The organism is Actinacidiphila cocklensis (genome assembly GCF_907177275.1).
Lineage (GTDB): Bacteria > Actinomycetota > Actinomycetes > Streptomycetales > Streptomycetaceae > Actinacidiphila > Actinacidiphila cocklensis.
This window is the reverse complement of the sequence record NZ_CAJSLV010000067.1, coordinates 54,587-72,690: the sequence shown is the minus strand read 5'-3', so window position 1 is coordinate 72,690 and position 18,104 is coordinate 54,587. Positions and strand designations below refer to the sequence as shown.

13 protein-coding genes are annotated in these 18,104 nt (G+C 69.8%); 8 read left to right on the top strand and 5 right to left on the bottom strand.

From position 1 onward, the window contains the following. Window positions 1–172: 172 nt before the first annotated feature. Genes NFU81_RS24315 through larE form a run of 5 tightly spaced genes read left to right on the top strand, consistent with a single transcriptional unit; the run spans window position 173 to window position 4,885 of the window. Window positions 173–886 (top strand): FadR/GntR family transcriptional regulator, encoded by a 714-nt coding sequence (locus NFU81_RS24315; RefSeq protein WP_251493439.1) that lies wholly within the window; start codon window positions 173–175, stop codon window positions 884–886. Between the two features lie 25 nt (window positions 887–911). Further along, on the top strand, window positions 912–2,213 hold the full coding sequence (gene larA, locus NFU81_RS24310; protein ID WP_251493437.1) for a nickel-dependent lactate racemase: 1,302 nt from the start codon (window positions 912–914) through the stop codon (window positions 2,211–2,213). Between the two features lie 10 nt (window positions 2,214–2,223). After that, the gene (gene larB / locus NFU81_RS24305; protein ID WP_251493435.1) at window positions 2,224–2,901 is read left to right on the top strand and encodes a nickel pincer cofactor biosynthesis protein LarB; all 678 of its coding nucleotides are present in this window, start codon (window positions 2,224–2,226) and stop codon (window positions 2,899–2,901) included. Then, a complete protein-coding gene (gene larC, locus NFU81_RS24300; RefSeq protein ID WP_251493402.1) occupies window positions 2,898–4,052 on the top strand; it encodes a nickel pincer cofactor biosynthesis protein LarC in 1,155 nt (384 codons plus the stop codon). Before larB ends, larC begins: the two co-directional genes overlap by 4 nt. Beyond that, entirely contained in the window at window positions 4,049–4,885 is an 837-nt protein-coding gene (larE, locus tag NFU81_RS24295) for an ATP-dependent sacrificial sulfur transferase LarE (RefSeq protein WP_251493400.1), read from the top strand. The genes larC and larE overlap by 4 nt, the downstream gene beginning before the upstream one ends. 158 nt (window positions 4,886–5,043) lie before the next feature. On the opposite strand, the gene NFU81_RS24290 is transcribed toward larE, so the two are convergent. Further along, window positions 5,044–6,420 carry an RICIN domain-containing protein gene (locus NFU81_RS24290; protein ID WP_422665273.1) on the bottom strand — a complete coding sequence of 459 codons (1,377 nt, stop codon included), beginning with the start codon at window positions 6,418–6,420 and terminating at the stop codon, window positions 5,044–5,046. Window positions 6,421–7,019: 599 nt separating this feature from the next. On the opposite strand from NFU81_RS24290, the gene NFU81_RS24285 reads away from it, so the two are divergent. Both NFU81_RS24285 and NFU81_RS24280 read left to right on the top strand, forming a co-directional pair. Beyond that, window positions 7,020–9,425, top strand: coding sequence for a ricin-type beta-trefoil lectin domain protein (locus NFU81_RS24285; RefSeq protein ID WP_251493398.1), 2,406 nt, complete (start codon window positions 7,020–7,022; stop codon window positions 9,423–9,425). Between the two features lie 68 nt (window positions 9,426–9,493). Beyond that, window positions 9,494–11,476 (top strand): alpha-L-fucosidase, encoded by a 1,983-nt coding sequence (locus NFU81_RS24280; protein WP_251493396.1) that lies wholly within the window; start codon window positions 9,494–9,496, stop codon window positions 11,474–11,476. Window positions 11,477–11,545: 69 nt separating this feature from the next. Here the strand turns inward: NFU81_RS24280 and NFU81_RS24275 are convergent, their stop codons facing one another. Genes NFU81_RS24275 through NFU81_RS24260 form a run of 4 tightly spaced genes read right to left on the bottom strand, consistent with a single transcriptional unit; the run spans window position 11,546 to window position 15,796 of the window. Next, window positions 11,546–12,397 carry a carbohydrate ABC transporter permease gene (locus tag NFU81_RS24275; RefSeq protein ID WP_251493473.1) on the bottom strand — a complete coding sequence of 284 codons (852 nt, stop codon included), beginning with the start codon at window positions 12,395–12,397 and terminating at the stop codon, window positions 11,546–11,548. A 5-nt stretch (window positions 12,398–12,402) separates the two neighbouring features. After that, window positions 12,403–13,347 (bottom strand): carbohydrate ABC transporter permease, encoded by a 945-nt coding sequence (locus NFU81_RS24270; RefSeq protein ID WP_251493394.1) that lies wholly within the window; start codon window positions 13,345–13,347, stop codon window positions 12,403–12,405. Window positions 13,348–13,367: 20 nt separating this feature from the next. Beyond that, window positions 13,368–14,702: an ABC transporter substrate-binding protein gene (locus tag NFU81_RS24265; RefSeq protein ID WP_251493392.1), complete on the bottom strand. Its 1,335-nt coding sequence runs from the start codon at window positions 14,700–14,702 to the stop codon at window positions 13,368–13,370. 59 nt (window positions 14,703–14,761) lie between these two features. After that, on the bottom strand, window positions 14,762–15,796 hold the full coding sequence (locus NFU81_RS24260) for a LacI family DNA-binding transcriptional regulator (protein ID WP_251493390.1): 1,035 nt from the start codon (window positions 15,794–15,796) through the stop codon (window positions 14,762–14,764). A gap of 87 nt (window positions 15,797–15,883) precedes the next feature. Between NFU81_RS24260 and NFU81_RS24255 the strand changes: the two genes are divergently transcribed. Beyond that, window positions 15,884–18,052: a glycoside hydrolase family 36 protein gene (locus tag NFU81_RS24255; RefSeq protein ID WP_422665274.1), complete on the top strand. Its 2,169-nt coding sequence runs from the start codon at window positions 15,884–15,886 to the stop codon at window positions 18,050–18,052. The last annotated feature ends 52 nt before the right edge of the window (window positions 18,053–18,104 follow it).

Sequence of the window (18,104 nt, the reverse complement as noted above, 5' to 3'; positions counted from 1 at the left end):
GCGGGCCTGTCTAGAGGACGTCATCGAACGGCTGTTGACGCCGCAGGTAGAGCGGACTACGGGCGATATGGGGGCATGCTGCGCGACCAGGGAATATCCATCCCATGTCTGTCAGACATTGGATGACCCTGCTACTCTCATGCAGCGCCAGCAGGGGAGTGGGGATCAATCGATGTCACTGACCGACAAAGCCATCGCCCGGATCAGGGAACTCATCCAGTCCGGAGAGCTTCTCCCCGGGGCGAAACTGCCTCCGGAACAGCAGCTGGCCTCGGACCTCGGGCTCTCCCGCAACCTGATGCGCGAGGCGGTCAAAGCCCTCGTCGTCGCACGGGTTCTGGAGATCCGGCGAGGGGACGGCACCTATGTCACCAGCCTGGAGCCGGCGCTGCTGCTGGAAAGCCTCGGGTCCGCGGTGGAACTGCTGCGCGGCGACAAGCTGCTGGAGCTGACCGAGGTCCGCAGACTCTTCGAACCGATCGCCACCGGTCTGGCTGCCGGCCGGATCACCGAGGAGAACCTGGCCGAGATCAAGTACCACCTGGACGCGATGACGCGCGCCAGCGATGACGTCGAACTGCTCAACAAGCACGACGCCGCCTTCCACCGCGCCGTGATCGCCTCGGCGGGCAACAGCACGCTGGCCACCCTGCTGGAGGGCATCTCGAGCCGCACGGTACGCGCCCGGGTGTGGCGCGGGCTGGTCGACGACAAGGCCGGCGACCGGACCGTCGCGGAACACCGGGCGATCTACGACGCCCTGGTCGCACGGGACCGCGCCCTGGCAGAGGCCGCGGCCTTGATCCATGTGAGTACGACCGAGCAGTGGCTGCGCGAGCACTTCGACCAGGAGGGCACGCAGAGCAGTACGGGCAGCCGCCCGTGACTTCCGGGCCGGAGGGACGAGAACGGTGAGGATACGCCTGGCCTACGGCGAGAGCGGGCTGGACATCGACGTCGACCCCGCCGTGACCACCGTGGTCGAGCCGGTGCACCACGAGGCCGCCCGCGACCAGGCCGCGGCACTGACCGCGGCGCTGCGGCACCCGGTCGCCGGGCCTCCGCTGCGGGAGCGGATCCGCCCCGGGCAGACGGTGGCGATCTCGATATGCGACGGCACCCGTCCGCAGCCGCGGCATCTGATGATCCCCGCCGTCCTGGCGGAAATGGAGGGGATCGTACGCCTCGACGACGTGGTGATCCTGGTCGCCACCGGGACCCACCGCGGCAACACCGACGCCGAACTGCGGCGGATGCTCGGCGACGACATCGTCGACCGGGTGCGGGTGGTCAACCACGACGCACGTGACCGGAGCCTGCTGACCTGGATGGGCACCCACGGCGACAAGGTGCCGGTGTGGCTCAACAAGGAATGGGCCGAGGCGGACGTGCGGATCACCACGGGGTTCGTCGAACCGCACTTCTTCGCCGGCTTCTCCGGCGGCCCCAAGCTCGTCGCCCCCGGGCTGGCCGCGCTGGAGACCGTACTCGTACTCCACGACGCCTCCCGTATCGGCAGCCCCCGCGCCACCTGGGGCATCACCCGCGGAAACCCCGTCCACGACGATGTGCGCGCCATCGCGGAAGCCACCGGCGTCACCTTCGCCCTTGACGTGGTCCTGAACCGGGACAAGGACATCGTCGCCGCGTTCGGCGGGGACCTGCTCCCCATGCACGCCGCCGCCACGGCTGCCGCCACACGCATGGCCATGCGCCCGGTGCCCGAGCCGTTCGACGTGGTGGTCACGACCAACTCCGGTTTCCCGCTGGACCAGAACCTCTACCAGGCGGTGAAGGGGATGTCGGCCGCCTTCCAGGTCGTACGGCCGGGAGGGACCATCGTGTGCGCCGCCGAGTGCCGCGACGGCTTCCCCGACCACGGTTCCTACCGCCAGGTCCTGGCCTCGGCGGCCTCACCCCAGGAGCTGCTGCGGAACATCGGGGCGCGCTCCGCCGGCGAGACCGTCCCCGACCAGTGGCAGGTGCAGATCCAGGCCCGTATCCAGGCCGGAAGCAACGTGGTGATGGCGACCTCGTACCTGACCGACGACGAGCTGGCGGGCGCGCACCTGCGGCAGACTGCGGACGTCTCGCAAACCGTGGCCCGGGCGCTGGCCGCCGCGGGGCCGGGGGCGCGGCTGTGCGTGCTGCCCGAGGGCCCGCAGACGATTCCCTACCTGACCGGAATCCGACCGGACCGATCTGACACGTGAGGGGGTCCGCGTGGACACCACCTATCTGGACCTGGGCTTCGCCCGGGTCGACGTCGACCGTGAGGCCCGGCAGGGCGTGCCCGAGGTCGTCTACGGCCCCGGCAAGACCGCCGGGCAGATCGTCGGGATCGTCAGCGCACTGCTCCGGCACAACCAGGGCCCCGTACTGGTCACGCGTATCGGACCCGACGAGGCAGAAGCCGTCGCACAGGAGGTGCCCGCAGGGCGGTACGACGCCGAGGCGCGGCTGCTGACATGGCGCCCGGCACCCCCGCGCGGCTTCGCGCTCGGCATCGTGGCCGCCGGCACCGCCGACCGGCCGGTGGCCGCCGAGGCCGCGGCCGTCGCCACCGGCCTCGGACTGGCCACCACCGCCTGGCACGACGTCGGCGTCGCCGCGCTGGACCGCGTGCTGGCCGTCAAGGACCAGTTGCGGCGGCAGGACGCCGTGATCGTGGTGGCGGGGATGGAGGGCGCCCTGGCCAGCGTGGTGGGCGGCCTGGTCGCCTGCCCGGTCGTCGCGGTCCCCACGTCCACCGGGTACGGGGCGTCACTCGAAGGGGTCACCGCCCTCCTGGCGATGCACGCCTCCTGCGCCGCCGGGATCACCGTGGTCAACATCGACTCCGGATTCGGCGCCGCGATGGCGGCGCACCGCCTCGCCCGGACGCGGGAGGACCCGTCGTGATCTGCTGGATCAATCCGTTCTCCGGCCTGGCCGGGGACATGCTGCTGGCTGCTCTCATCGACGCGGGGGCGCCCGTGGACCGGATCAGGGAGGCCATCGGCTCCACCGGTCTGACCGGTTGGGAGCTGTCGGCGGAGCGGGTCACCACGCACGGCCTGGCCGCGGTACGGGTACGGGTGGAGGTGAGCGACACCGCCACGGAACGCCCGGCGGGCCGGCTGGTGGACATGGTCTCGCGCGTCCGGCCGAGGCCCGTCTCGGTGCTCGCCGCCGCGGCCCTGACCGCGATATCCGAGGTGGAGGGCAGGCTGCACGGCGTCGATCCGCACGAGGTGCACCTCCACGAACTCGGCGGGCACGATGCGGTCGTCGACATCGTCGGTATCGCGGCGGCGCTGCACCACCTCGGTGTCACGGAGGTCGTCTGCGGTCCGCTGCCGCTCGGCGTCGGGCGCACGCGCTCGGCGCACGGCATCATCCCCGTCCCCGCCCCGGCCACGCTGGAACTCCTCAGGGGGGCCGTCGTGACAGGCACGGACATCCCCGGCGAGACCGTCACGCCCACGGCTGCGGCCGTGCTGTCCGCGGTGGCCGCCCGGTACGAGCCGCTGCCGCCCGCGGTGCTGGGGCGTACCGGCTACGGCGCCGGCACCCGGACCCTCGGCGACCGGCCCAACGTGTGCGCCGTCACCGTGGCCGAGGGCGTGCCGGCAGGCCGGGAGAGCGTCGCCCTGCTGGAGACCAACCTGGACGACGTCACCGGCGAAACGCTGGCCCACGTGGTCCACCGGGTCCTCGAAGCGGGCGCGCTGGACGCCTGGGTGACGCCGGCGGTGATGAAGAAGGGCCGTCCGGCGCACGTGCTGCACTGCCTGTGCCACCCCGGTCTGGCCGACTCCGTGCAGGAGTTGATGTCGGCCGAGACGGGCACGCTGGGCATCCGCAGGAGCGACATCTCCCGCAGCGTGCTTCCGCGGCACACCGAGGTGGTGGACGTGCGGGGAGCGGCGGTCCGGGTCAAGCACGGGCCGTACCGGGTCAAGGCGGAACACGACGATGTCGCGGCGGCGGCGGCCAGGCTCGGCCTTTCACTGCGCGAAGTGGCGGAGTTGGCCGCGGCTGCCGCGGCCCGCGAGGAGGACGGGTCATGAGCGACGTGGAAGTCGATGCGGCTGAGCTTCTGGGGCAGTTCGAGGGGAGGGAATCGGTCGCCGTCGCGTTCTCCGGGGGTGCCGACTCCGCTCTGGTTCTGGCCGCCGCGGTACGGGCGCTGGGGGCCGCCAACGTCCTGGCTGTCACCGCCGTTTCCGAGAGCCTGGCCTCGGGAGAGCTGGAGCGGGCCGCGGAACTGGCCGCGACCCTGCGCGTCACCCACCGCACGCCCAGGACCAGGGAGCTGGAACGCGCCGGCTACCGCGCCAACGGCCCGGACCGCTGCTACTTCTGCAAGTCGGAGGTCCTCGACTCGATCGGCAGGCTCGCGGCCGAATCAGGATTCCGCCACGTGGCCACCGGAACCAACGCCGACGACGCGGCCGACCCCTTCCGGCCCGGTATCCGGGCCGGAAGCGAACGCGGTGTCCTGACGCCGCTGCTGAGCGCCGGCCTGACGAAGCCGCGGGTGCGCCGGCTCAGTCGTCACTGGTCCCTGCCCACCTGGGACAAGCCCGCCACCCCGTGCCTGGCCAGCCGTGTCGTCTACGGACTGCGGATCTCCGGCCCCAGGCTGGCCCGTATCGACCGGGCGGAGGCCGCCGTACGGGCCAGGCTCGGCACGGCGGGTGTCGAGGTGGCGGACCTGCGGGTGAGGGACCTCGGTGGTCGCCGGGCACGTATCGAGGTGCCGGCGGATGCCCTGTCCGCCGCGGCCGCGGTTCCCGGCCTCTGCGAGGTCGTGGCTGCCGCGGGGTTCGACGCGGGCGCGGTCGAAGTGGCCGCGTTCCGCTCCGGCGCGCTGAACGACCTTCTCATCAGCCCGCCGTGACGCGAGAGCCGTCCTCGGCCCCCACCGGCCGAGGACGGCCCCCTATACGGCGGCAGTCCACCTGGAGGAAAGGCTCCAGGCGCTCCCGGACTGCCACCGCGAGATCCCGCGGCAAGCCTTCCGGCCGGACCGCACGGCGCCTGGCATCCGAGCCCTGCTCAGCTGCGCAGGCTCCACTGCTGGTTCGAACCGCCCGTGCAGGTCCACAGCTGGATCTTCGTGCCGTTGGCGGTTCCCTGGCCGGAGGCGTCGAGGCACAGCCCCGACTGGACTCCGGTGATCGTGCCGTTGGAGTTGAGGTTCCACTGCTGGTTCGCCTGGCCGTTGCAGTCCCAGATCACCGCGGCGGTGCCGTTGGCGGTTCCCTGTCCGGAGGCGTCGAGGCACTTGCTGCCGTAGACCATGAGCTGCTTGCCCGAGGTGTAACTCCACTGCTGGTTGCTACCGCCGTTGCAGTCCCACAGCGCCGCCTGCGTGCCGTTGGCGGTCGAGGAGTTGTTGATGTCGATGCAGCGGTTGGACTGCTGGCCCACGATCTGCCGGTTGCCCGCCGGCGGGGTGGTGGGAGGCTGGCTCGTGGGGGGCTGGCTGGTGGGCGGGGTGGAGGAGTCGAACTGCGTGAAGAACTTCCACACCTCTCCCGAGGTCCAGGTGCGCCAGCCGTCCCCGGTCGACCCGTCGATGGGGCCGGGGTCGTGGCCCGCTCCGTCGAAGGCCGCCCACACCACCGGGTACCCGGACCTGCACCCGGAGTAGGCGGTGATGATGTGCGTCAGGCTTCCGTAGGCCGGCTCCGGCGGATTCTGCGGGGTGCAGCCGTTGTTCCTGACGAACGTGTCCCGCAGCGAGCGCCCGTTGGCGATCGGCAGGACGTTGTCCCTGATGCCGTGCAGCCCCATGTACGCGACGGGCTGGGTGCCCCCGCTGCAACCGCTGAGGTTCGCCCCGGAGTACACCGCGACCGCGCGGAAGACCGTCGGCCGGGCGCAGGCGAGTGCGTACGTCATCGATCCGCCGTAGCTGAACCCGGACGAGAACACCTGTGTGGTGTCGACGCACAGGCCGGACTCGAGCTGCCCGACCATGTCGTCGACGAAGGTGACGTCCTGTCCGTTGGAGTTGGCCCAGCCGTTGTTGATGCCCTGGGGCGCGACGAAGATCGTGCCGTTGTTCGCACTGTCGGCCAGGCGCCTGAGCCCGTAGTAGGACCAGTTGTAGCCGTCGGTCCCGCCCGAGTCGACGTCGTTCATGGTGCCGCCCACCCAGTGGAACCCGAAGACCAGCCGGTAGGGGCGGCTGTTGTCGTAGTTGGCCGGGACTCTCAGGATGTAACTGCGGTTCTGACCGCTGCTCTGAATCGTGTGCGTGCCGCTCGCCAGCGTCGGAGCCTTGCCGCACCCGGCTGTGGCCGCGGCGGCTCTGACGGCGGTGGGCGACGCACCCGTGCCGAGGGTGGTGCTCAGTGCCGTGCCGGCGGCGGCCAGGACCAGAGCCAACGCGGCCAGAACGGGCATGAGGAGGGATCTGCGTCTCATGGGCGCTTCCTTCTTTGTGGGGGGACAGGAGCCGCAGTGCGCCGGCCCGCAGGGGCGTCAGCAGCCGGGATTCGCACCGGCGCCGAGCCGGCGTTGCTGCGCTGCGGGCTCGGCTCGCAAAGGACGTGAGCGCTAACATCCGAACCTTTGCGAGAGACTGCTCTCGGGTGGGGAGATGGGATGTCTTTTGGGCAACGGCGGCATCCTGCATCACCCTGCATGCTCTGTCAACCCTTATCACAAGCGGCGCGTTGATCACACGCGCATCCCCTCGACGGGTGTCGGCGCGACCCGGTGCCGACCCGGGGATCGAGGCTGGAGTCGTGGCGGCACGAGGCGCCCGTCGGTGTTCGCATTCGGCAACTTTCTTGGTCCGGACCGGACTTCGCACCCTTGACAGACCTGCGGAGTTGAGAGCACCGTCTGACCTCGAAACCTCTCGGCAATCCCACTTCAGGACCGCACTTTCCGGCACTTCTGGAATGTGAGCGCTAACGCACCAGGGGCGATTGCCGCAAGCACCACAGTCAGCGGGTCCTGCGGGCCGGATCTCCGACTCCGGCCGCAGGAGACCTCCCACCCTGCGAAAGGAATCCACTGTGTCAGCACTCGGCCTGTTGTTCCGGCGAATGCGAGCCTCGACGGTCGTGCTCCTGGGCCTTCTCCTCGCAGCCGGCGGCATCGTGGGCACGGGCGCGTCGCCGGCCCATGCCGCGACCTCCATCACGATCGACGGCGCCTCCGGCGGCCGGACGTTCGACGGCGTCGGCGCCATCAGCGGCGGCGGCGGCAACAGCAGACTCCTGGTCGACTATCCCGAGCCCCAGCGAGGCCAGATCCTGGACTACCTGTTCAAGCCCGCCTACGGCGCCTCCCTGCAGATCCTCAAGGCCGAGATCGGCGGCGACACCAACTCCACCTCGGGCGCCGAGCCCAGCCACCAGCACACCCGGTCCGACCTGAACTGCAACCGTGGCTACGAGTGGTGGCTGATGGAGCAGGCAAAGGCGCGCAACCCGAACATCAAGCTGTACGGGCTGGCCTGGGGTGCCCCCGGCTGGATCGGCAACGGCAACTTCTGGTCCACCGACATGGTCAACTACCTGGTCTCATGGCTGGGCTGTGCCAAGCAGCACGGGCTGACCATCGACTATCTCGGCGGCTGGAACGAGCGGGGTTACAACGTCTCGTGGTACGAGCAGCTGCGCAGCGCGCTCAACAGCAACGGCTACTCCGCGATCAAGATCGTCGGGGCCGACTCCGACTGGACCATCGCCAATGACGTCAACTCCAACCCGACGTTTGCTGCCTCGGTGGGCGTCATCGGCACGCACTACCCGTGCGGGTACCGCTCGTCCCAGTCCAACTGCAGTGTCCCGGCGGCCGCCCTGTCGTCCGGCAAGCAGCTGTGGGCGAGCGAGAACGGGTCCGACGACTACAACGGCGGTGCCCAGGCGATGGCGCGCGGCATCAACCGCGGCTACATCGACGGGAAGATGACGGCCTATCTCAACTGGCCGGTCGTCGCCTCGATCACGCCGAACCTGCCGTACCCCACCATGGGACTCGCCCTGGCCTCCCAGCCGTGGTCCGGCTCCTACTCGATCGGCAAGAACGCCTGGGTGATGGCGCAGACCAGCCAGTTCACCGCCCCTGGCTGGAAGTACCTCGACTCGTCGAGCGGCTACATCGGCGGCAACCGCGCCAACGGCAGCTACGTGTCGCTGAAGTCCACCAACAACTCGGACTACTCCACGGTGATCGAGACGATGGACGCCGGCAGCGCCCAGACCCTGAACTTCAACGTCAGCGGGGGACTGTCCACCGGAGCCGTCCACGTGTGGTCGACGAACGTCAACTCCAGCAACCCGGCCGACTACTTCGTGCACGCCACGGACATCACCCCGTCCGGCGGCAGCTTCAGCCTCACCGTGCAGCCCGGCCGCGTCTACACCGTGACCACCACCACCGGTCAGGGCAAGGGCACCGCCACCGGCCCGAGCCAGGGCTCGCTGGGACTGCCGTACAGCGACTCCTTCGACAGCTACGCGGCCGGCACCGAGGCGAAGTACCTCATGGACTGGCAGGGCGCCTTCGAGGCGACAGCCTGCGGGGGCAGCCGCAGCGGGATGTGCGTGCGCCAGATGAGCCCGCAGAAGCCGATCACCTGGGACGCGCTGTCCGATCCGCACGCCCTGCTCGGTGACGTGGGCTGGAGCAACTACACCGTTTCCTCCGATGTGCTGCTGGAACAGTCCGGATACGCCGACCTGCTCGGCCGCGCCAACTCGCAGGACTACACCACCACCGGCGGCCTGAACGCCTACCACCTGCGGGTGACCGACGCGGGCGCGTGGTCGATCCTGAGTTCGAGCACCAACGGAAGCGTCTCTACCCTGGCCCACGGCACGGTCGCGGCGCTGGGCACCAACCGGTGGCACACCCTGGCTCTCACCTTTGCCGGTTCGACCATCTCCGCGGTGGTCGACGGTGCGGCGGTCGGCTCCGTGAACGACTACACCTTTGCCGGCGGACAGGTCGGCTACCAGACCGGTCAGACCGAGACGGCGCAGTTCGACAACCTGTCCATCACCCCCGGCAGCGGTGGGAACGGCGGCACCACGTCCACGATCGTCGGCGTCGCCTCCGGCAGGTGCGCGGACGTGCCGAACCAGTCGCAGACAGCCGGCACTCAGGTGGAGCTGTGGGACTGCAACGGCGGCAGCAACCAGCAGTGGACCAGCACCTCGTCCCACGAGCTGCGGGTCTACGGCGGCGACTGCCTCGACGCGTCGGGCGCAGGCACCACCCCCGGCACCAAGGTGGACATCTGGGGCTGCAACGGCGGCGGCAACCAGCAGTGGACGATCAACGCCAACGGCACCATCACCGGTGTGCAGTCCGGCCTGTGCCTGGACGCCACGGGCAACGGAACCGCCAACGGCACCCTGCTGGAGCTGTGGACGTGCACCGGGAGCAGCAACCAGAAGTGGACGCGCGGCTGAGCCGGGACCCGGCCGGACGGCTCCCGATCAGCCGAACCACCTCGAAACCCGATCTGAGAGGCTCACGCATGTCTTCCTCTTCCGCGCCGATCAGCCGGCGCAGCCTGCTGGCGGCCGCCGGTGCGGCCACTGCCTTCGGACTGCTGCGGTTCGCCCCCGACGCCGCCGCGACCGACGGCCCCGGCAGCTACAGCGCGAGCTGGTCCTCGGTGGATCAGCACCCCCCGGCCCCGGCCTGGTTCCAGGACGCGAAGTTCGGCATCTACTACCACTGGGGCGTCTTCAGCGTTCCCGCGTTCGGGAACGAGTGGTACCCGCGCAACATGTACATCGGCGGCTCGGCCGAGAACCAGCACCACATCGCCACCTACGGCGATCCTTCGTCGTGGCCGTACAACAACTTCATCGACGGTGCCCGCGACAAGGCCGGCAACTTCGTGCAGTTCGCGCCCAAGCTGGCCTCGCAGGGCGGTAACTGGGACCCGGCCGCCTGGGCGCAGCTGTTCAAGGCCGCGGGCGCCAGGTTCGCCGGCCCGGTCGCCGAGCACCACGACGGCTTCTCGATGTGGAACAGCTCCTCCAACCCGTGGAACTCGGTCCAGCACGGGCCCAAGCTCGACCTCGTGGCGCAGCACGCCCAGGCCATCCGCGGGCAGGGTCTGAAGTTCATGGCCTCGCTGCACCACGCCTACCACTTCAACGGCTACTACGACCACGTGCCGAACCAGTCGGACCCGACACTGCGCATCCTCTTCGGACAGCAGGGGTCGGCCGCGGAGAACCAGCTCTGGTACAACAAGCTGATCGAGGTCATCGACGGCTACCAACCCGACCTGATCTGGCAGGACTTCGATCTGGGCCTGGTGCAGGAGTCCTACCGGCTGCAGTTCCTGGCGTACTACTACAACAAGGCTGTCGCCTGGAACAGGGACGTGGCCGCGACCTACAAGGACGGCCTGGACAACAAGGGCGAGGTCTTCGACTTCGAACGCGGCGGCCCGGCGGGGCTGCTCACCCCCTACTGGCTCACGGACGACAGCATCTCCTCGTCCAGCTGGTGCTACACCGCGGGCATCGGCTACTACACGACCCAGGCACTGCTGCACGCGCTGATCGACCGGACCGCCAAGGGCGGCACCATGCTGCTGAACATCGCACCCATGGCCGACGGCACCATCCCCTCGGGGCAGCAGACGGTCCTGCGCGGCATGGGGGACTGGCTGGGCCGCTTCGGAGAGGCCATCTACGGCACCCGCTCCTGGTCCAGCTACGGCGAGGGCCCGACGGCGATGGGCGGCGGTTCCTTCAGCGGTCCCAAGGCCGGCGTCGCCAAGGACGTCCGGTTCACCCGCAGCCAGGACAACACGGTGCTCTACGCCACCTCCCTGGGCTGGCAGGGCGGCACCATGACCGTCACCTCCCTCAACTCCAACCAGTTCAACATCAGCAGCCTGACCAGCGCCCAACTGCTGGACAACAGCGCAGGCAGCTACATCAGCCTGCCCACGCCGACCCAGGACGGCTCCGGCCTGCACCTGGCCATGCCCTCCTCGAACGCGCCCTTCAACGCGCTGGCCTACACGGTCAAGCTCACCTTCTCCGGCCAGATCCCCGCGCTGGGCGGCGGTGGGACCGGAACCGGGTACGTCAAGATCGCCAACGTGACCAGCGGACTGGTGCTGGACAGCGGTGGGAACGTCGCCTCCGGCTCCAACCTCAAGCAGTGGAACTACGACGGGAGCAGCAACCTCCAGTGGCAACTGGTGGACCTCGGCAACGGCTACTACCGCATCGTCAACCGCACCAATGGGATGGTGGCCGACAGCTGGGGCAACACCGCCAACGGCGCTCCGGCCCGGCAGACGACATGGAACGGCGGCAACAACCAGCAGTGGTCGCTCACCAGTGTGGGCAACAGCCGCTACCAGATCGTCAACCGCGGTACCGGCACCGCCCTTGACGGCTCCGGCAGCACCACGGCCGGCTCCACCGCGGTGATGTGGGCACCGAACTCCAGCACCAACAACCAGTGGACGATCAGCGGAGTCTGACCGCTCCGGCGCGCGACCCGAGGGTGTGTGCCACTTCTCCTGGAAGTGGCACACACCCTCGGACGTCCGCTACTTGACGGCTCCGCTGGTGATGCCCGCCACGATCTTGCGCTGGGCGACCAGGAAGACGGCCACCATGGGCAGGCTCATGATGACGACGTACGCGAAGACCAGGTGCCAGTTGTTGAGGTAGAGCTGGGCGCTGGCGACCTTGAAGAGGTTGAGCGGGAGGGTGGCGCGGTCGCCGCTGCCCAGGACGAAGAAGGCGTAGAAGATGTCGCTCCACGCATAGAGCATCACCATGATCGTCGCGGTGGCCAGGACCGGTCGCAGCAGCGGCAGGATGATACGGACGAAGATGCGCAGGGGGCTTGCCCCGTCCATGCGGGCGGCCTCTTCGAGTTCCAGCGGTATCGCGCGGATGAAGCCGGTGATGAAGAAGACCGAGGTGGACAGGTACATCCCGGTGTAGACGGCGATCATGCCGGGTCTGGTGCCCGCGAGGCCGAGCTGGCGCAGTTCCATGACGACGGTGATGACGGACGGCGGCAGCAGCAGCCCGCTGATGCACACCGCGTAGGCGGCGGTCACCAGCCAGGAGCTGCGGCGGGCGAAGACCCAGGCGGCGGCCGCACCGAGGATCAGGACGAGCAGCACGGACGGCAGCACGACGAGCAGGGAGTTGGCGAAGCCGCGCAGCATGTCGCCCTGGCTCATGGCGTCGTGGTAGTTGTGGGCGGCCTGCCAGTGGCGGGGCGCGGAGAGATTGGGCCTGACCGCTTCGGCCTGCGGCTTGGCGGAGGTGGCCAGGGTCAGCCACAGCGGTACCCCGATGGCGGCCACCGCCAGCAGGACGACTATCAGCGGGCGGCCGACGCGCCAGGCGGCCGAGGCAGGAGCGCGACCGCTCCTGAGGGCCACGGTGCTCACAGCGACAGCTCCCTTCGCCGCAGACCGACGACGAGGGGGATCGCGGCGGCGACCACCACCAGGAAGAGGACCAGGCTCATCGCGGAGGCCTGTGCGTAGAGTCCCTCGCCGAAGATGCGGAACAGGTAGATGTTGAAGACCTCCGTCGAGGCCGCCGGCCCCCCGCCGGTGGTGGCCTGCACGATGTCGAAGGTGTTCATGGATCCGACCAGGGCCGTGGTGACGTTGAAGGTGACGGCAGGCGCGAGCATGGGCCAGCGCACCGAGCGGAACGTCTGCCAGGGGCCGGCGCCGTCGATGCGGGCGGCCTCCAGCATGTCGCCCGGTATGCCCTTGAGCCCGGCGAGGTAGATCAGCATCGACAGGCCCATCCACTTCCAGCCGTGGATGACGGTGACCACCAGAAGCGTCCAGGTGGTCGAGCCCAGCCAGGCGATGTCCGTGCCCAGCAGGTGGTTGACGGCACCGTCCTGGTTCAGCAGGGACTGGAAGACGTAGCCGGTGGCGAGCGCCGATATCAGCACCGGCAGGAAGAAGGCAGCACGGAAGAAGCGGTTGAACCGCGTGTCCTCCTCCAGCAGCAGCGCCAGCACCAGGCCGAAGGCGTTCTGGAAGAGCGCGGCAAGGACCGCGTAGAGCACTGTGGTGCGCAGCGAGCGCAGCAGGGAGCCGTCGTCGAGGATGGAGCGGAAGTTGCCCAGCCCGGTGAACGAGATGCTGGAGTGGTACGCGGACCAATTGGTGAACGGGTAGTAGAAGTTGAGGAGGTTCGGTACCAGGAAGAACGCCGTGAAGACGGCGATCGCGGGCAGGGCGAACCACCAGGGGTGGTGGACGGCGGCGCGCGGCAGCCGCCCGGGCCGGGCCGCGCGGACCCGGCCCGGGCGGGCCGGACGTTCGGCCGGGCCGCCGGGGCCGGTGCGTACGGTGGCGTGAGCCATGGGAGTCCCCCGGTCGAGTGCTAGAAGCCGGGAGCGCCCTGCGCCTTGGCGATCTGCGCGAACTGGTCCTCGATGGCCTGGGCCACCTGCTGGGGGTTCTTCTTGCCGAAGATCATGTCGGCCAGGTACAGATGCGTGTCGGGCGCGACGATGGCCTTGGCCTGGAAGACACCGGTGGCCGTGGGCAGGGCGGCGATCTGCGCCTTCGACGACTGCGGCAGATCGGCGGGGCTGGGCACCGCCGGCTCGACCGAGGGGATCTTCATGGTCTTGGTGTAGTCGGCGTAGTCAGGGCCGAGCCAGAAGGCGAGGAACTGGCGGGCGGCGTCCTGGCGCTTGGCGTCGCCGGTCTTGAAGGCCACGACCCCGTTGGTCTGGTCGGGCGAGTACATACCGGTGTTCGAGGAGTTCGAGATCGGGAACCAGCCGATGTGCTGGTCGAGTTCGGCGGTGGAGTGCTTGGCCTGCAGCTGGGACTGGAAGGACGTGACGTTGAGCGCCATACCGACGTCGCCGTTCCACAGGGCGTCGGCCTGTCCGGTGAATGTGCCTGTGCGGTAGTTCTTCTGGGCCAGGCCCGCGTCCAGCAGCTTGTCCTTGTACTTCGTGATCGCGGCAACGACGGCGGGGTCGGTCCACTTGACCTTGTTGTGGTTCAGGTCGGTCCACCACTGCGGTTTGAGATCGGTGAGCTGGACCTGCATCTGCCACTGCATCGGCCACTTGTCACCCCCCGCCTCGTAGAAGGCCGCCGAGTCGGTACGGTCGACGATCTTGTGGCCGAGTGCGAGCAGCTGGTCGTAGGACGTGGGGAAGTCCTGCTCGGTCAGGCCTGCCTTCTTGAAGACGTCCTTGTTGTAGTAGACGCCGAGCATCGCGGGACTGGTCACGATCGCGGCGTACCGCTTGCCGTCGATGACGCCCAGGGAGCGCTCGGTGTCGCCCAGCTTGGACTCCCACGGCTCGCCGTCCAGGGTCAGCAGATTCCGCTGCGGCTGGATGAACGGCAGGGTGGATATGGACGGCTGCCAGAACATCAGGTCGGGCTTGTCGCCGGAAGCGAGCTTTGTCGGCACGTTCTGCTCGTAGAGATCGGGTATGGCCTGCACACTGACGCTCGCGCCGGTGGCCTTCCGGAAGGCGTCGATGACCTGCTTGGGCGCGTTCACGGTGTTCTGCGCAGTCCACATGGTCAGCTTCACGCCGTCCAGGCGGGCCGTCGGATTCACCGAGGACGCAGTCGCAGCACTGCTGGTGCCGGAGTCGTCCGAGCTGGGGTCACTGCAGGCGCTCGCCAGGACGGCGGTGGTCACGGCCAGCGCCAGCAGGAACGCTCTTCTCCTCGGGTGATGCATGGCGACCTCTTCGTCGTTGTGGTGTGCGGATGGATGGGCGGCGCGATGCGGGCACCGCGTCAGAGGTGCCGCGGCGGGGCGATGCTCTCCCGGACCACCAGCTCGGGTACGGCGGCCGAGTGCGGCTTGACCGGGGTCGACCTGGTCAGCAGGCCGTGCAGCAGGTCGAAGGCGGACCGGCCCAGACCGGAGAAGTCCAGCCGGACCGTCGTGAGCGTCGGGGTGACGAACGCGGAGTGCGGCGCGTCGTCGAAACCGACCACGCTCACGTCGCCGGGAACGGACCGGCCGGCCTCGTGCAGGGCGCGCATCACGCCGAGCGCCAGGTCGTCGTTGCCGCACAGCACCGCGGTGACCTCCGGGTCACGGGCCAACCGGCTGCCTGCGGCGTAACCGCTCTCCGGCCCCCACCCTTCGTGGACGACCTCCGGTACGGCGGCGCCGGCGTCCTCCAGTGCCCGTTGCCAGCCCGCGGTACGCGCGCTCACCCGGCGGGTACCGGACGGGATGGCCACGTAGTGCACGTTCCGGTGTCCCAGGGACAGCAGGTGCCCCGTTGCCTCGTACGCCGCCTGGCGGTCGTCGGTCCACACCCAGAGCCGGTCGTGCGGCGGGGGGTCCGCGGGCGTCTCCACCACGCCCACCACCGGGAGGTCCGGGTCCGCCGCGGCAAGCGCCGCCACGCCCGCGGGGTCGTACGCGATCACGATCAGGCCGCCCACGGAGTCGCCGGCTCGTTGCACGGCGGCGGCGACGGTCTGCTCGTCGGCGGACTCCAGCACGCTGATGCCCACCCCGTAGGCGGCCTTGCGGGCCGCCTCCTCCACGCCCTGCAGTACCGACGCATAGCCGTGGTGGGTGGTGTTCGCCGTGAGCACGGTGACGCTCTGGCTGCGTCCGCTGGCCAGCGCCAGCGCGGTGGCGCTGCGCCGGAAACCCAGTTCCTCGATGGCCCGGTTCACCCGCTCGCGCGTGGCGGACTTGACGCTCGGGTGGTCGTTGATGACCCGGGAGACCGTCTGGTGAGAGACGCCGGCGGCGGTGGCGACATCCCGGATGCTGGGCTGGCGCCTTGTGTTACCGGTCACATTCATGTCAGGATTGTTACCGGTCACAATGCGGCCGTCAAGATGCTTGCGAAAATGGATTTCCCGGGTAGGGCGGCCCGCCACCGCCAGGTCATGGGGAAAGGCCAGGACAAGGAGAACAGGGTGACCGATGCGGCTACAGCGGCTGAACCGGCCGGTGACCGGGTCGACGACCCGCTTGTGTGGGGTCATACGGCACTGCGCCTGGAAGTGAGCACCGGTCCTGACGGTGTACCGCGGCTGGCCCGGCTGGAGCAGCCCGGGGCAGCGGGGCACGACGCGGAACCCGCTGCCTTCCTGCCCCTGCTGGAGGTGACCGCCCTGGGACACGGCACCGGCTGGTCCGGTCCGCGCTTCACCGGTACGGCACTGAACCAGCGGATGCGCAGGCGCGCTGTACGGGCCGGGATCCGGGACGGCTGGCACTTCCTGGACCTCGACGTCCACGATCCGGCCAGCGGGCTGGCCGCCACCGTCGAACTCTCCTCTCCCGACGGTGTTCCGGTCCTCCGGTCCCGCGTGCGGCTGCGCAACGACGGCACCCGGGTCGCGGTCGTCCAGTCGGTCAGCAGTCTTCTGCTCGGCGGGCTTCCGCCGGCCGATGCTCTGGAGGTCCACCGGGCACGCAACGACTGGCTGGCGGAGGGCCGGTGGTATGCCGAGCCGCTGCGCGGGACCGTGGCGGACATCGGGGTCGACAGCCATCAGCACGACAGCCGCGCCACCCTCGCACTGGCGGGCCGCGGCAGCTGGCCCACCGACGGGCACCTGGCGGCGGGCGCCCTCACCGACGGCGCCGGCGGCCGGGCCTGGGCATGGCAGGTCGAATCACCCGCCGGCTGGCGCTGGGACATCGGCGAGTACGCCCACGGCTGCCACCTGACGCTTCACGGACCTGCGGACGCCGATCACCAGTGGCGTCAAGCGCTGGCCCCGGGCGAGGAGTTCACCACCGTGCCGGTCGCGGTGGCACTCGGCTCCGGCTTCGAGGACGCGATCGCCGCCCTGACCACCTACCGGCGGGCCGTGCGCAGAGCCCACCCCGACCACACGGCGCTCCCGGTCGTTTTCAACGACTACATGAACACCCTGATGGGCGATCCGACCACGGCGAAGCTGGTGCCGCTGATCGACGCCGCCGCGCAGGCCGGCGCCGAGTACTTCTGCATCGACTCCGGCTGGTACGACGACGACCTGCACGGCTGGTGGGACAGCGTGGGGGAGTGGCTGCCCTCCTCCGCACGCTTCCCCGGCGGCATCCAGGTCGTCCTCGACCACATCAGGGACCTGGGCATGGTGCCGGGCCTGTGGCTGGAGCCCGAAGTCGTCGGCGTCCGCAGCCCGGTCGCCAAGGCTCTCCCGGACGACGCCTTCTTCCAGCAGGACGGGGTCCGCATCACCGAGCAGGGCCGCCACCAGCTCGACCTGCGCCACCCCGCCGCCCGAGCGCACCTGGACGCCACCGTCGACCGCATCGTGGGCGCATGGGGTGTCGGCTACCTCAAGCTCGACTACAACATCGTCGTCGCGCCCGGCACGCAAGGACCCGGCGACACCTCACCCGGCGCGGGGCTGCTCGGACACGCACGCGCCTACCTCGACTGGATCGCCGAGGTCCTGGACCGGCACCCCGGCCTGGTCATCGAGAACTGCGCCTCCGGGGGCATGCGCATGGACGGCGCCAGTCTCGCCGTCACCCAGCTCCAGTCCACCAGCGACCAGCAGGACCCGCTGCGCTACCCGCCCATCACCGTCGCGGCGCCTACGGCGATGCCCCCGGAGCAGTGCGCCGTGTGGGCCTACCCCCAGCCGGAGTTCACCGACGACGAGATCACCTTCGCGCTCGCCGGCGCCCTGCTCGGCCGGGTCCACCTCTCCGGGCGCCTCGACCGCATGTCGCCGCATCAGCTGGCCCTGGTCGGGGACGCGATGGCGGTGTACAAGCGCCTGCGGGCCGATCTGCCCCGTGCCCTGCCCTTCTGGCCGCTCGGCCTGCCCGGCTGGAGCGACGACTGGCTGTCGCTGGGCATGCGGGTGCCGGAAGGCCCCACCTACCTGCTCGTCTGGCGCAGGCAGGGAACCGAGCCGCGGCTGTCGGTCCCCGTACGGCACCTGGCCGGTCGTTCCGAGGTGGCCGTGGGGATCCTCCACCCGCGGAAGACGGAAGGCGAGGCGGTGTGGGACGCGGGCGGTGCGGCTGTCGGGCTGCTGCTGCCCCGGACACCGGCGGCGGTGCTGCTGCGGCTGGACCCCGTGAGCTGAACCCGCACCGTACGACCAGGCCGTACCCGGGTTGCTTACCCACCGGGTACGG

Excerpts from the sequence above, each read along its gene's own strand:
- NFU81_RS24315 (WP_251493439.1), top strand. The coding sequence starts at position 173 with ATGTCACTGACCGACAAAGCCATCGCCCGGATCAGGGAACTCATCCAG.
- larE (WP_251493400.1), top strand. The coding sequence starts at position 4,049 with ATGAGCGACGTGGAAGTCGATGCGGCTGAGCTTCTGGGGCAGTTCGAG.
- NFU81_RS24290 (WP_422665273.1), bottom strand. The coding sequence starts at position 6,420 with ATGAGACGCAGATCCCTCCTCATGCCCGTTCTGGCCGCGTTGGCTCTG.
- NFU81_RS24280 (WP_251493396.1), top strand. The coding sequence starts at position 9,494 with ATGTCTTCCTCTTCCGCGCCGATCAGCCGGCGCAGCCTGCTGGCGGCC.
- NFU81_RS24270 (WP_251493394.1), bottom strand. The coding sequence starts at position 13,347 with ATGGCTCACGCCACCGTACGCACCGGCCCCGGCGGCCCGGCCGAACGT.
- NFU81_RS24265 (WP_251493392.1), bottom strand. The coding sequence starts at position 14,702 with ATGCATCACCCGAGGAGAAGAGCGTTCCTGCTGGCGCTGGCCGTGACC.
- NFU81_RS24260 (WP_251493390.1), bottom strand. The coding sequence starts at position 15,796 with ATGAATGTGACCGGTAACACAAGGCGCCAGCCCAGCATCCGGGATGTC.
- NFU81_RS24255 (WP_422665274.1), top strand. The coding sequence starts at position 15,884 with ATGGGGAAAGGCCAGGACAAGGAGAACAGGGTGACCGATGCGGCTACA.